Below are 14,935 nucleotides of genomic sequence, written 5' to 3' on the forward strand. Positions count from 1 at the left end.
GGGAGGCTGCCATTCGGGACGGTGGCCATGAATTGATCCGAACACGCTGTCTCGTATGGGCAAGGTGCCGGGGCCCGGCGGCATCCTTGACCGGTGAGAACTCGAAAGGTGACATCTGACATGGCTCAATCGTTCCTTGGCCAGAAACGTCTACGCAAATACTACGGCAAAATCCGCGAAGTGCTGGAAATGCCGAACCTCATCGAGGTTCAGAAATCTTCTTATGATCTGTTCCTGCGCTCCGGCGATGCTCCAGAACCGCTTGACGGCGAAGGCATCAAGGGCGTTTTCCAGTCGGTGTTCCCGATTAAGGATTTCAACGAAACTTCCGTTTTGGAGTTCGTGAAATATTCCTTCGAGAAGCCGAAATATGATGTCGAGGAGTGCATGCAGCGCGACATGACCTACAGCGCGCCGCTGAAGGTCACTCTGCGCCTCATCGTCTTTGATGTCGACGAAGACACCGGCGCCAAGTCGGTGAAGGACATCAAGGAACAGGACGTCTACATGGGCGACATGCCCCTGATGACCCCGAACGGCACCTTTGTGGTCAACGGCACCGAGCGTGTGATCGTGTCCCAGATGCACCGCAGCCCGGGCGTGTTCTTCGACCACGACAAGGGCAAGACGCATTCTTCGGGCAAGCTGCTGTTTGCCTGCCGCATCATCCCGTACCGCGGCTCCTGGCTCGACTTCGAATTCGACGCCAAAGATATCGTCTTTGCCCGGATCGACCGCCGCCGCAAACTGCCGGTGACCACCCTGCTGTATGCCCTGGGACTGGACCAGGAAGGCATCATGGATGCCTATTACAACACCATCCATTTCAAGCTGGAGAAGTCCCGCGGCTGGATTGCCCCGTTCTTCCCCGAGCGCGTGCGTGGCACCCGCCCGACCTACGACCTGGTCGATGCCGCCACCGGCGAGATTATCTGCGAGGCCGGCAAGAAGGTCACTCCGCGCGCCGTCAAGAAGATGATTGACGAAGGCAACATCACCGAGCTGCTGGTGCCCTTCGACCACATCGTCGGCAAATATGTCGCCAAGGACATCATCAACGAAGACAACGGCGCGATCTATGTCGAGGCCGGTGATGAGCTGACCCTGGAGTACGACAAGGACGGCGAGCTGATCGGCGGCTCTCTGAAAGAGCTGCTGGATGCCGGCATAACCGACATTCCGGTGCTGGATATCGACAACGTCAACGTCGGCCCCTATATGCGCAACACCATGGCGGCGGACAAGAACATGGGCCGCGAAAGCGCGCTGATGGACATCTACCGCGTGATGCGCCCGGGCGAGCCGCCCACCGTTGAAGCCGCTTCGGCGCTGTTCGACACCCTGTTCTTCGATTCCGAGCGTTATGATCTCTCGGCCGTTGGCCGCGTGAAGATGAACATGCGCCTGGCACTCGACGCCGAAGACACCCAGCGCACCCTGCGCAAGGAAGACATCGTCGCCTGTATCAAGGCGCTGGTCGACCTGCGCGACGGCCGCGGCGACATCGACGACATCGACCACCTGGGCAACCGGCGTGTGCGTTCTGTCGGCGAACTGATGGAAAATCAGTACCGCGTCGGTCTCCTTCGCATGGAGCGCGCGATCAAGGAGCGCATGTCCTCGGTCGAGATCGACACGGTGATGCCGCAGGACCTGATCAACGCCAAGCCCGCCGCGGCAGCTGTGCGTGAATTCTTCGGCTCCTCGCAGCTCAGCCAGTTCATGGACCAGACCAACCCGCTGTCCGAAGTGACGCACAAGCGCCGCCTCTCGGCGCTTGGCCCCGGCGGTCTGACCCGCGAGCGCGCCGGCTTCGAGGTGCGCGACGTGCACCCGACCCACTATGGCCGGATGTGCCCGATTGAAACGCCGGAAGGCCCGAACATCGGCCTGATCAACTCGCTGGCGACCTTCGCGCGCGTCAACAAATACGGCTTCATCGAGACGCCCTACCGCGTGGTGAACAACGGACAAGTGACCGACGAGGTCCACTACATGTCCGCCACCGAGGAAATGCGCCACACCGTGGCACAGGCGAACGCGTCTCTCGACGAGAACGGCAAGTTCGTGAACGACCTGGTGTCGACCCGCCAGTCGGGCGACTACACGCTGGCGCCGAACGAAAGCGTCGATCTGATTGACGTTTCGCCCAAGCAGCTGGTCTCGGTTGCGGCCTCGCTGATCCCGTTCCTGGAAAACGACGACGCCAACCGCGCTTTGATGGGCTCGAACATGCAGCGTCAGGCGGTTCCTCTGCTGCGCGCCGAGGCGCCGCTGGTCGGCACCGGCATCGAGGAAAAGGTCGCAATCGACTCCGGCGCGGCGATCCAGGCCAAGCGTGCGGGCATCATCGACCAGGTCGATGCGCAGCGGATCGTGATCCGGGCCACCGAGGATCTGGAGCTGGGCGACGCGGGTGTGGACATCTACCGCATGCGCAAGTTCCAGCGCTCGAACCAGAACACCTGCATCAACCAGCGTCCGCTGGTGAAGGTGGGCGACACCGTGACCAAGGGCGAAGTCATCGCCGACGGTCCGTCGACCGATATCGGCGAGCTGGCTCTGGGCAAGAACGTGGTCGTCGCGTTTATGCCGTGGAACGGCTACAACTACGAAGACTCGATCCTGATCTCCGAGCGTATCGCGCGCGACGACGTGTTCACCTCGGTGCACATCGAGGAATTCGAGGTCGCCGCCCGTGACACCAAGCTGGGCCCGGAAGAAATCACCCGCGACATCCCCAACGTCGGCGAGGAAGCCCTGCGCAACCTCGACGAGGCGGGCATCGTCTACATCGGTGCCGATGTGGAGCCGGGCGACATTCTGGTCGGCAAGATCACTCCGAAGGGCGAAAGCCCGATGACCCCGGAAGAGAAGCTCCTGCGCGCCATCTTCGGCGAGAAGGCTTCGGACGTGCGCGACACGAGCTTGCGCGTGAAGCCGGGCGACTACGGCACCGTCGTGGAAGTGCGTGTCTTCAACCGCCATGGGGTGGAAAAAGACGAGCGCGCGCTGCAGATCGAGCGTGAGGAAGTCGAGCGTCTGGCCCGTGACCGGGACGACGAGCTGGCGATCCTGGACCGCAACATCTATGCGCGTCTGCGCGGCATGATCCTGGGCAAAGTGGCTGTCAAAGGCCCGAAAGGCGTCCGTGCCGGCACCGAAATCACCGAAGAGCTGCTGGACACGCTGTCCCGCGGCCAGTGGTGGATGCTGGCGCTGGAAGACGAGCAGGACGCGCAGGTGGTCGAGGCCCTGAACGAGCAGTACGAAGTGCAGAAGCGCGCTTTGGATGCCCGTTTCGAGGACAAGGTCGAGAAGGTCCGCCGCGGCGACGACCTGCCGCCGGGTGTGATGAAGATGGTCAAGGTCTTCATCGCGGTGAAGCGCAAGCTGCAGCCGGGCGACAAGATGGCCGGCCGTCACGGCAACAAGGGTGTGATCTCGAAAGTGGTGCCGATGGAGGACATGCCGTTCCTCGCCGATGGCACTCCGGTCGACTTCTGCCTCAACCCGCTCGGTGTTCCGTCGCGTATGAACGTCGGTCAGATCCTCGAAACCCACATGGGCTGGGCCGCGCGCGGCCTTGGCATCAAGGTGGACGAGGCGCTGCAGGAATACCGCCGCTCGGGCGACCTGACCCCGGTGCGCGAAGCGATGCATCACGCCTATGGCGATGATGTCTACGACGAAGGCATCGCCGGCATGTCCGAGGATGCGCTGATTGACGCCGCAGGCAACGTCACCCGCGGTGTGCCGATCGCCACCCCGGTCTTCGACGGCGCCAAGGAAGACGACGTGAACGACGCGCTGGTGCGGGCGGGCTTTGATCAGTCGGGCCAGTCGATCCTGTTCGATGGCCGCACCGGCGAGCAGTTCGCGCGTCCCGTCACCGTCGGCATCAAGTACCTGCTGAAGCTGCACCACCTGGTGGACGACAAGATCCACGCGCGTTCGACCGGCCCCTACTCGCTGGTCACCCAGCAGCCGCTGGGCGGCAAGGCGCAGTTCGGCGGCCAGCGTTTCGGGGAGATGGAGGTCTGGGCTCTGGAAGCTTACGGCGCCGCCTACACCCTGCAGGAGATGCTCACCGTCAAGTCGGATGACGTCGCGGGCCGGACCAAGGTCTATGAATCGATCGTCAAGGGCGAGGACAATTTCGAGGCGGGCGTTCCCGAGAGCTTCAATGTTCTTGTGAAGGAAGTCCGCGGCCTCGGCCTGAATATGGAACTCCTGGATGCGGAGGGCGAGGAATAAGGGGCACAAGATTTTTCGAAAAATCTTGGCAAGCTTCTTGCAAGAAGCTTGCCGCCCCTCCCGGCCTTTCCGCACGAATTTGAGGACATCAAAATGAACCAGGAAATCACCAACAACCCGTTCAACCCGCTGACGCCGCCCAAGGTCTTTGACGAAATCAAAGTCTCGCTGGCGTCGCCGGAACGGATCCTGTCTTGGTCTTATGGCGAGATCAAGAAGCCCGAGACCATCAACTACCGGACCTTCAAACCCGAGCGCGACGGCCTGTTCTGCGCCCGGATCTTTGGCCCGATCAAGGACTACGAGTGCCTCTGCGGCAAATATAAGCGGATGAAGTACCGCGGCGTCGTCTGCGAGAAATGCGGCGTCGAGGTTACCTTGCAGAAAGTGCGCCGCGAGCGCATGGGCCACATCGAGCTGGCGGCGCCCGTTGCGCATATCTGGTTCCTGAAGTCGCTGCCTTCGCGCATCGGCCTGATGCTGGACATGACGCTGCGCGATCTGGAGCGCGTGCTGTACTTCGAAAACTATGTTGTCATCGAGCCGGGTCTGACCGACCTGCAATACGGCCAGATGATGACCGAAGAAGAGTTCATGGACGCCCAGGACGCCTATGGCATGGACGCCTTCACCGCCAACATCGGCGCTGAAGCGATCCGCGAAATGCTGGCGGCGATCGACCTTGAGGCAGAAGCCGAGCACCTGCGCGCCGAACTGGCCGAGGCCACCGGCGAGCTGAAGCCCAAGAAGATCATCAAGCGTCTGAAGGTGGTGGAGAGTTTCCTCGAGTCGGGCAACCGGCCCGAGTGGATGATCATGACCGTCATTCCGGTCATCCCGCCGGAACTTCGTCCGCTGGTGCCGCTGGACGGCGGCCGCTTTGCGACCTCGGACCTGAACGACCTCTACCGCCGGGTGATCAACCGGAACAACCGCCTGAAGCGGCTGATCGAGCTGCGTGCGCCCGACATCATCGTGCGTAACGAAAAGCGGATGCTGCAGGAATCGGTGGACGCGCTGTTCGACAACGGCCGCCGCGGCCGCGTCATCACCGGCGCCAACAAGCGTCCGCTGAAGTCGCTGTCCGACATGCTGAAAGGCAAGCAGGGCCGCTTCCGTCAGAACCTTCTGGGTAAGCGCGTCGACTTCTCCGGCCGTTCGGTCATTGTGACCGGCCCGGAACTGAAGCTGCACCAGTGCGGCCTGCCCAAGAAAATGGCGCTCGAACTTTTCAAGCCGTTCATCTACTCGCGGCTGGAGGCCAAGGGCCTCAGCTCAACCGTGAAGCAGGCGAAGAAGCTGGTCGAGAAAGAGCGCCCCGAGGTCTGGGATATCCTCGACGAGGTGATCCGCGAGCACCCGGTGATGCTGAACCGCGCACCGACGCTGCACCGTCTTGGCATCCAGGCGTTCGAACCCACGCTGATCGAAGGCAAGGCCATCCAGCTGCACCCGCTGGTCTGCTCGGCGTTCAACGCGGACTTTGACGGCGACCAGATGGCCGTGCACGTGCCGCTGAGCCTTGAGGCCCAGCTGGAAGCGCGCGTCCTGATGATGTCGACCAACAACGTTCTGTCGCCCGCCAACGGCGCGCCGATCATCGTTCCGTCGCAGGATATGATCCTGGGTCTCTACTATGTGACCCTGGAACGCGAAGGCATGCCGGGCGAAGGCAAGATCTTCGGCACCATCGACGAGGTTCAGCACGCGCTGGACGCGGGCGAGGTGCACCTGCACACCAAGATCACCGCGCGGATCTCGCAGATCGACGAGGAAGGCAACGAGGTGCTGAAGCGCTTCGAGACCACGCCGGGCCGTGTCCGTCTGGGCGCGCTCCTGCCGAAGAACGCCAAGGCGCCCTTTGAACTGGTCAACCGCCTCTTGCGCAAGAAAGAGGTGCAGCAGGTCATCGACACCGTCTACCGCTACTGCGGCCAGAAGGAATCGGTGATCTTCTGCGACCAGATCATGACCATGGGTTTCCGCGAAGCGTTCAAGGCCGGCATCTCCTTCGGCAAGGACGACATGGTGATCCCGGATACCAAGTGGACCATCGTCGACGACACCCGCGAGCAGGTGAAGGACTTCGAGCAGCAGTACATGGACGGCCTGATTACCCAGGGCGAAAAGTACAACAAAGTTGTCGATGCCTGGTCGAAGTGCAACGACCGTGTCACCGAAGCCATGATGAAGACCATCTCGGCCGACCGCCGGGACGAGAAAGGCGCCGTGATGGAGCCGAACTCGGTCTACATGATGGCCCACTCCGGTGCGCGGGGCTCGGTCACGCAGATGAAGCAGCTGGGCGGGATGCGCGGCCTGATGGCGAAGCCGAACGGCGACATCATCGAGACCCCGATCATCTCGAACTTTAAGGAAGGCCTGACCGTTCTCGAGTACTTCAACTCGACCCACGGTGCCCGTAAGGGTCTGTCGGATACCGCGCTAAAGACGGCTAACTCGGGTTACCTGACCCGCCGTCTGGTGGACGTGGCGCAGGACTGCATTGTGCGGGAAAACGACTGCGGCACCGAGCGTGCGATCACCGCTGAAGCGGCGGTCAACGATGGTGAGGTCGTGGCAACCCTGGGCGAGCGTATCCTGGGCCGTGTTGCAGCTGACGACATCCTGCGCCCGGGCACCGAAGAGGTTCTGGTTGCGGCCGGCCAGCTGATCGACGAGCGGATGGCAGATGCGGTTGAGGAAGCGGGCGTGCCAAGCACCCGTATCCGCTCGCCGCTGACCTGCGAGTCCGAAGAGGGCGTCTGCGCCATGTGCTATGGCCGTGACCTGGCGCGCGGCACCAAGGTGAACACCGGCGAAGCTGTCGGCATCATCGCGGCGCAGTCGATCGGGGAACCGGGCACCCAGCTGACCATGCGGACCTTCCACATCGGCGGCGTTGCCCAGGGCGGCCAGCAGTCGTTCCAGGAAGCCAGCCAGGAAGGCAAGATCGTCTTCGAAATGCCGCAGACCCTGGAGAACGCCAATGGCGAGACCCTGGTTGTCGGCCGTAACATGAAGCTGATCATCCAGGACGAGCACGGCGAAGAGCGGTCCAGCCACAAGCTGGGCTACGGCTCCAAGCTGTTCGTCAAGGAAGGCGACACGGTCAAGCGCGGCGACAAGCTGTTCGAGTGGGACCCCTACACCCTGCCGATCATCGCCGAGAAGCCGGGTACCGCGAAGTATGTCGACCTGGTCTCGGGCCTCGCCGTGCGCGAGGAAACCGACGATGCAACCGGCATGACCCAGAAGATCGTGATCGACTGGCGCGCGGCTCCGAAGGGCTCCGACCTTAAGCCGGAGATCATCCTGGTCGATGCCGATGGCGAGCCGGTCCGCAACGACCTTGGCAACCCGTTGACCTACCCGATGTCGGTGGACGCGATCCTGTCGGCCGAAGACGGTCAGCAGATCATGGCCGGTGACGTCGTCGCGCGGATCCCGCGTGAAGGCGCCAAGACCAAGGACATCACCGGTGGTCTGCCGCGGGTTGCGGAACTGTTCGAGGCGCGGCGTCCCAAGGACCACGCGATCATCGCCGAAATCGATGGTTACGTGCGCTTTGGGCGCGACTACAAGAACAAGCGCCGCATCTCGATCGAGCCGTCCGACGACTCGATGGAGCCCGTCGAATACATGGTGCCCAAGGGCAAGCACATCCCGGTGCAGGAAGGCGACTTCGTGCAGAAGGGTGACTACATCATGGACGGCAACCCGGCGCCGCATGACATCCTCGCCATCATGGGTGTCGAAGCGCTGGCCAACTACATGATCGACGAGGTCCAGGACGTCTACCGGCTGCAGGGCGTGAAGATCAACGACAAGCACATCGAGGTGATCGTCCGCCAGATGCTGCAGAAGTGGGAGATCTCCGACTCCGGCGAGACCACGCTGCTGAAAGGCGAGCACGTGGACAAGCAGGAGTTCGACGCCGCCAACGAGAAGGCGCTGTCGCGTGGCAAACGTCCTGCCCAGGGCGAGCCGATCCTGCTCGGCATCACCAAGGCGTCGCTGCAGACCCGCTCCTTCATCTCGGCGGCCTCCTTCCAGGAGACCACCCGGGTGCTTACCGAAGCCTCGGTGCAGGGCAAGAAGGACAAGCTCGTCGGCCTCAAGGAGAACGTCATCGTCGGCCGCCTGATCCCGGCGGGCACCGGTGGCGCCACCCAGAGGGTGCGCCAGATTGCCCAGGGCCGCGACAACGTGGTGCTGGAAGCCCGCCGCGAGGAAGCCGAAGCCGCCGCTGCCCTGGCTGCGCCGGTGATGGAAGAGGATACTCCGGGCGACGATTTCGACATTCTGGTCGAAACCCCGGAAAGCCGCGAGTAATCCGCCCGCTCTGAGACAAACCGAAAGCCCCCGCATGGAGACATGCGGGGGCTTTTTCGTTCCAGGTGTCTGCAGACCGTGCCGGGCCGACAAGAAGATCAATCTGCCAAAACCCGGTCCCAAGTCTTCCCCGGCGCGGGACAATGATGCCAGGCCGCCGCGCATCGCCGGTGCGCGGCCACGCGGCGGCGATTTGGTGCGGTTGGGCGCTCCTTCGAGAAGGCAGCGCAGGTTTGGCCGGAATAAGCTGCCAATTCCGAGCCTTCGGATCGCCCCTGCGCGCACCGGCGGGGCGAGGCTTGTATCTCGGGGAGGGGGAAGGCGTTTGAGGCGGTTGCGTCATGACCGCCTCGATCGGCCGTTCTTTCGTGAGGGGAAACCCGTCAGCACGACAAATGGACACCCCCTTTTCTTTTACGCGCCCGAGGCTATTCCTTGTGGCCGGGCGGGTCTCCGGGGAGCACGGGATGAGGGTGAATTTGCGGATGATCGGTTTGGTGCGCTTTTCCGTGCTTAGTCCGAGCTATTATTCCGAGCGCTTCGCAAGCCTGGAGGACACCGCCGCACATCTGTTTGCGCCCGGACGCATGGAGCTGCGCTTCCGGCTGTTCGAGCAGCTCTGCCTGCGCTCGCTTGTGCGGCAAAGCGACCGGCGCTTCCGCCTGGTGGTGCTGACGGCCAGGGACCTGCCGCAGCCCTATATGCAGCGCTTGCAGGCGCTGATTGCACCGATGCCCAACGCGAGTTTGCGCGCGGTGCCGCCCGCGGCGCATCACCGGCAGCTGAAGGAGGCCTATGACACGGTGCCGGTGCGCCGGGCGACGCACCGTATCCTGTTCCGGCTGGACGACGACGACGCGGTGGATCGGCACTTCGTGCGGCGCACCAAGGCGCTGGCCCGGGGTTTGATCCCGGTGCAGGGGGCAGAGACACCTTTCATCATCGCCCACAACCGCGGCTTCTATCTGGAGCGGCAGGCGAAGCGCGCAGCACTCATCGACACCTGCGAACGCGCGCCCTTGTCTGCCGGGGCCGCGCTGGTGGCGCCGGCCGGGCATGGCGGCACGCCCTATGCGGTGAACCACCGCCGCTTTGCCCAGCATTACAACACCTTCAGCGACATCTCGGTGCCTGCCTTCCTGCGCACGATCCATGGCGACAACAAGTCCACCCCGGCCAAGAACGGCATCTCCGGCGCTTGGAGCGCGGCGCGCCGGGCCACCGCCTTGCGGCGCCATTTCGGGCTGGAGCTTGAGGAATTGGAGGTGCTGCTGCCATGAGCGGGAACCAGGCGGGGGCCCTCTTGATGATGGTCAGCATGGCGGCCTTCACCTTCAACGACACGCTGGTGAAACTTGCCGGAGAAGAATTGCCGCTGCCGCAGATCCTGGTGGTGCGCGGGCTGGCGGCGAGCCTGCTGATCTTAGTGCTGGCGCGCGTGCTGGGCAGTCTGCGGCTGCGCCTCCCCGCGGCGTCCTGGGTGCTGGTAGGGCTGCGCTGCCTGGCCGAGGCAGGCGCGACCTACCTTTTCCTGACCGCGCTGATGCGGATGCCGCTGGCCAATGTGACGGCGATGCTGCAGGGGCTGCCGCTGACGGTGACGCTGGGGGCTGCGCTGGTCTTCCGCGAGCCGGTGGGCTGGCGCCGGGCGGCGGCGATTGCGGCGGGATTTCTGGGCATGCTGCTGATCGTGCGCCCCGGTCCCGAGGGCTTTGGCGACGGTGCGCTTTATGCCATAGGCGCGGTGGCTTGCGTCACTGTGCGCGACCTCACCACACGGCGGATGCCGCCGAATGTGCCCTCGATGACGGTGACGCTGATGGCGGCGCTGACGGTGACGGTCTTTGGCCTTTTGCTGTCTGTTGGAACCGAGTGGCAGCCGATGGACCGGCACAGTTTCGGCCTGCTGATGGGGGCCGCGCTGTTCATCTTTGCGGGCTACCTCTGCTCGGTGATGACGATGCGGGCGGGCGAGGTCGCGGTGGTGGCGCCGTTCCGCTACAGCGGGCTGTTATGGGCGCTGCTTCTGGGCTGGGCGGTGTTTGGCGACTGGCCCGATGCCCTGACGCTCCTGGGCGCGGCCATCGTGGTGGCGGCGGGCGGCTTCACCTTCTACCGCGAGCGCCGCCAGACCCGGGCCAGCCGGGCCTGAGCAGGGAAGAGGGAGGATCAGATTGTCGCGAAAGCCCGCCGCACGGCATCCGCACGCAAGTCGAAACGCGCTTCGAACTCGCCTTCCTCTTCCGGGGTGAGCGGCTCCGGCCGGGCGCCGCCCGCGGGCTTTGGCGGTGAGTCGTTGAAGGTGTTCTGGGTGCGCACGAACATTGGCGCATCGGAGAAGGTGACGGTCGGCATGAACTGCGGAATCTTCTCATGCGCGAAGTTCATGATGGTGAGCGGGCAGCCGCCCCGCACGTGCATCCCCAGCGCCGCGGTGTAATAGGGCCGGAAGATCGGCATCGCAGAGATGCCCGCAGGACCCAGTTCCGCCAGGTAGCCGCGGTTGAAATCGAAGGCGACGGAATTGTGCCGCCCCAGCAGCCCTTCGCAATCCCGCGCCGCCTGCCGCAGCCGTTCGACAAAATCCACCGAGATTGCGTCGTCGTCGTCATGGCGGAACTGCAGGCAGGGCGCGGCGGGATTGCGGCGGGCGGCGTTCAGGATCTGTTTCATCACCGGCCGGTGCTGCCCCGGCGGCTCGGCCTGGATGCGGACTTGCGGCATATCCGCGGTGAGCCCGTAGAGCCGGTCGCGGTGCCCCGCGGGCAGGCTGTCGCCAATTACCACGATCAGCTCGAAATCCGGATCGGTCTGCGCGCGCAGGCTCGGCAGGGCGACGGTCTCGAACAGGCGGAAACGCTCCTCCAGCCGGGCGGCGCCATAGAGGTAGGCGGTGCGCTCCTCGACGGTGGAGTGCCGGATCTGGAAGCCGCCGACGGCCGGGTAGGAAAACCGGCACAGACCAATGACCTGCATTCTGAAATACCTCTTGCGCGACAGCGCCAGGGGGACTATGCACGGCCGCCCGCGGCGCAGCAAGCGCGCCGCGCCGCGCCCGGGGGCAGGGCAGGGGCCGGCTGCGGTTGACAAGCCCCGCGACTCCCCATATACGCGCGCCTATCCGGCACCCGGGACAGCTCCCGCAAGCCGAATTCAAAATGTAGTGGATCAAGTTCCGGGCAATTTTATCCCCCGGAGCCTCTGTAAACTCACCGCGTCGTCTCACCTCGGAACGGGAGCGATTGCGGTTTTTGCGCATGTGGACGCATATGTGCAGCGATATCACCCGCACGCGCCGGCGTGCATGACACGAAGTGTTGCAAAACGGGGAAAAAACCGGAATGCCCACGATCCAGCAGCTGATCCGCAAGCCGCGGCAGCCGAAAGTTAAACGCTCGAAATCCATGCACCTGGAGCAGTGCCCGCAAAAACGCGGCGTCTGCACCCGTGTGTATACCACCACTCCGAAGAAACCGAACTCCGCTATGCGGAAAGTGGCCAAGGTCCGCCTGACCAACGGTTACGAGGTGATCTCCTACATCCCCGGTGAAAGCCACAACCTTCAGGAGCACTCCGTGGTCCTGATCCGCGGCGGCCGGGTAAAAGACCTTCCGGGTGTGCGTTATCACATCCTGCGCGGTGTTCTGGATACCCAGGGCGTCAAAGACCGTAAGCAGCGCCGTTCGAAGTATGGCGCGAAGCGTCCCAAGTAAGAAGGAGAGGCTGAGATGTCCCGTCGTCACGCCGCAGAAAAACGCGAAGTCCTGCCCGACGCCAAGTTCGGCGACCGCGTTCTGACCAAATTTATGAACAACCTGATGATCGACGGCAAGAAGTCGGTCGCAGAGCGTATCGTCTACAACGCCTTTGACCGCGTTGAAGCCAAGATCAAGCGCGCACCTGTCGAAGTGTTCCACGAAGCGCTCGACAACGTGAAGCCCTCGGTCGAAGTGCGCTCCCGCCGTGTGGGCGGTGCCACCTACCAGGTGCCGGTTGAAGTCCGCCCCGAGCGCCGTGAAGCGCTGGCGATCCGCTGGCTGATCACCGCCGCGCGCAACCGCAACGAAAACACCATGGAAGAACGCCTCGCCGGCGAGCTGCTGGACGCTGTGCAGTCCCGCGGCACCGCGGTCAAGAAGCGCGAAGACACCCACAAGATGGCCGAGGCGAACAAAGCCTTCAGCCATTACCGCTGGTAAGCTAGAGGACCTAGACCTATGGCACGCGACTATCCGCTCGAACGTTACCGCAACTTCGGTATCATGGCGCATATCGATGCAGGCAAGACCACCTGCTCGGAGCGTATCCTGTTTTACACCGGCAAATCCCACAACATCGGTGAGGTGCACGACGGTGCAGCCACCATGGACTGGATGGAGCAGGAGCAGGAACGCGGCATCACCATCACCTCGGCTGCGACCACCACCTTCTGGGAACGCACCGAAGACGGCCAGACGCCCGATTCCGAAAAGCACCGCCTGAACATCATCGACACCCCCGGCCACGTCGACTTCACCATCGAAGTCGAACGCTCGCTGGCGGTCCTCGACGGTGCTGTTTGCGTGCTCGACGCCAACGCCGGTGTTGAACCGCAGACCGAAACCGTGTGGCGTCAGGCTGACCGCTACAAGGTTCCGCGCATGGTGTTCGTCAACAAGATGGACAAGATCGGCGCTGATTTCTTCAACTGCGTCAACATGATCGAAGACCGCACCGGCGCGCGCGCCGTGCCCGTCGGTATCCCGATCGGCGCAGAGAACGAGCTGGAAGGCTTGATCGATCTGGTCAACATGGAAGAATGGCTGTGGCAGGGTGAAGACCTTGGCGCTTCGTGGATCAAGGCTCCGATCCGCGACAGCCTGAAAGACATGGCCGAAGAATGGCGCGGCAAGATGATCGAGGCGGCCGTCGAAATGGACGACGACGCCATGGAAGCCTACCTGGAAGGCGAAGAACCCGACGTGCCGACCCTGCGCAAACTGCTGCGCAAGGGCACGCTGGACCTGGCCTTTGTGCCGGTTCTGGGCGGTTCCGCGTTCAAGAACAAAGGCGTGCAGCCGCTGCTGAACGCCGTGATCGACTATCTGCCCAGCCCGCTGGACGTTGTCGATTACATGGGCTTCAAACCCGGTGACGAAACCGAAACCCGTAACATTGCCCGCCGTGCGGACGATGGCATGGCGTTCTCGGGCCTGGCGTTCAAGATCATGAACGACCCCTTCGTCGGCTCGCTGACCTTTACCCGGATCTACTCCGGTGTCCTGAACAAGGGCGATACGCTCCTGAACTCGACCAAAGGCAAGAAAGAGCGCGTTGGCCGGATGATGATGATGCACTCGAACAACCGTGAGGAAATCACGGAAGCGTTCGCGGGCGACATCATCGCGCTGGCAGGTTTGAAAGACACCACCACCGGTGACACGCTCTGCGCCGTCAACGACCCGGTTGTGCTGGAAACCATGACCTTCCCCGATCCGGTGATCGAGATCGCGGTCGAGCCGAAGACCAAAGCCGACCAGGAGAAGATGTCCCAGGGTCTGGCCCGTCTGGCCGCCGAAGACCCGTCCTTCCGCGTCGAGACCGACATCGAGAGCGGTCAGACCATCATGAAGGGCATGGGCGAACTTCACCTGGACATCCTGGTGGACCGTCTGAAGCGCGAATTCAAGGTTGAGGCCAACATCGGTGCGCCGCAGGTGGCCTACCGTGAGACCATCGGCCACGAAGTCGAGCATTCCTACACCCACAAGAAGCAGTCGGGTGGTTCGGGCCAGTTCGCCGAAGTGAAGCTGATCATCTCGCCGACAGAGCCGGGCGAAGGTTATTCCTTCGAATCCCGTATCGTTGGCGGTTCGGTGCCCAAGGAATACATTCCGGGCGTCGAAAAGGGCATCAACTCGGTGATGGATTCGGGCCCGCTGGCTGGCTTCCCGGTGATCGACTTCAAGGTTGCCCTGATCGACGGCAAGTTCCACGACGTGGACTCCTCGGTTCTGGCGTTTGAAATCGCATCCCGCATGTGTATGCGTGAAGGCATGCGCAAGGCTGGCGCCAAGCTGCTCGAGCCGATCATGAAAGTCGAAGTGATCACCCCGGAAGAATACACCGGCGGTATCATTGGCGACCTGACCTCGCGCCGGGGCCAGGTGTCCGGCCAGGAGAACCGCGGCAACGCAATTGCGATCGACGCCTTCGTGCCGCTTGCCAACATGTTCGGCTACATCAACACCCTGCGTTCGATGAGCTCGGGCCGCGCCCAGTTCACCATGCAGTTCGATCACTACGATCCGGTGCCGCAGAACATCTCGGAAGAGATCCAGGCGAAATACGCCTGAGCATAACG

8 protein-coding genes are annotated in these 14,935 nt (G+C 63.1%); 7 read left to right on the top strand and 1 reads right to left on the bottom strand.

The annotated features are described in order from the left end of the window. The first annotated feature begins 120 nt into the window (after window positions 1-120). The 4 genes from rpoB (at window position 121) to ACOHX0_RS08390 (ending at window position 10,744) form a co-directional block, all read left to right on the top strand. Entirely contained in the window at window positions 121-4,257 is a 4,137-nt protein-coding gene (gene rpoB, locus ACOHX0_RS08375) for a DNA-directed RNA polymerase subunit beta (protein ID WP_420676226.1), read from the top strand. A gap of 93 nt (window positions 4,258-4,350) precedes the next feature. Then, window positions 4,351-8,592: a DNA-directed RNA polymerase subunit beta' gene (gene rpoC / locus ACOHX0_RS08380; RefSeq protein ID WP_420676227.1), complete on the top strand. Its 4,242-nt coding sequence runs from the start codon at window positions 4,351-4,353 to the stop codon at window positions 8,590-8,592. A 467-nt stretch (window positions 8,593-9,059) separates the two neighbouring features. Continuing rightward, window positions 9,060-9,872: a glycosyltransferase gene (locus tag ACOHX0_RS08385; protein WP_420676228.1), complete on the top strand. Its 813-nt coding sequence runs from the start codon at window positions 9,060-9,062 to the stop codon at window positions 9,870-9,872. Then, window positions 9,869-10,744: a DMT family transporter gene (locus ACOHX0_RS08390; protein WP_420676229.1), complete on the top strand. Its 876-nt coding sequence runs from the start codon at window positions 9,869-9,871 to the stop codon at window positions 10,742-10,744. The genes ACOHX0_RS08385 and ACOHX0_RS08390 overlap by 4 nt, the downstream gene beginning before the upstream one ends. Before the next feature lie 17 nt (window positions 10,745-10,761). Here the strand turns inward: ACOHX0_RS08390 and ACOHX0_RS08395 are convergent, their stop codons facing one another. Next, on the bottom strand, window positions 10,762-11,568 hold the full coding sequence (locus ACOHX0_RS08395; protein WP_420676230.1) for a putative rhamnosyl transferase: 807 nt from the start codon (window positions 11,566-11,568) through the stop codon (window positions 10,762-10,764). A gap of 365 nt (window positions 11,569-11,933) precedes the next feature. Between ACOHX0_RS08395 and rpsL the strand changes: the two genes are divergently transcribed. From rpsL to fusA, 3 genes are read left to right on the top strand one after another with little or no spacing between them, the layout of a single operon-like run. After that, complete coding sequence (rpsL, locus tag ACOHX0_RS08400; RefSeq protein WP_005980675.1) at window positions 11,934-12,305, top strand: 30S ribosomal protein S12; 372 nt, start codon at window positions 11,934-11,936, stop codon at window positions 12,303-12,305. 15 nt (window positions 12,306-12,320) lie between these two features. Then, window positions 12,321-12,791 carry a 30S ribosomal protein S7 gene (gene rpsG, locus ACOHX0_RS08405; RefSeq protein ID WP_420668368.1) on the top strand — a complete coding sequence of 157 codons (471 nt, stop codon included), beginning with the start codon at window positions 12,321-12,323 and terminating at the stop codon, window positions 12,789-12,791. Window positions 12,792-12,809: 18 nt separating this feature from the next. Then, on the top strand, window positions 12,810-14,927 hold the full coding sequence (fusA, locus tag ACOHX0_RS08410) for an elongation factor G (protein WP_420676231.1): 2,118 nt from the start codon (window positions 12,810-12,812) through the stop codon (window positions 14,925-14,927). Window positions 14,928-14,935: the final 8 nt, after the last annotated feature.

The sequence above is a fragment of the Cribrihabitans pelagius genome, assembly GCF_048820915.1.
GTDB lineage: Bacteria > Pseudomonadota > Alphaproteobacteria > Rhodobacterales > Rhodobacteraceae > Cribrihabitans_A > Cribrihabitans_A pelagius.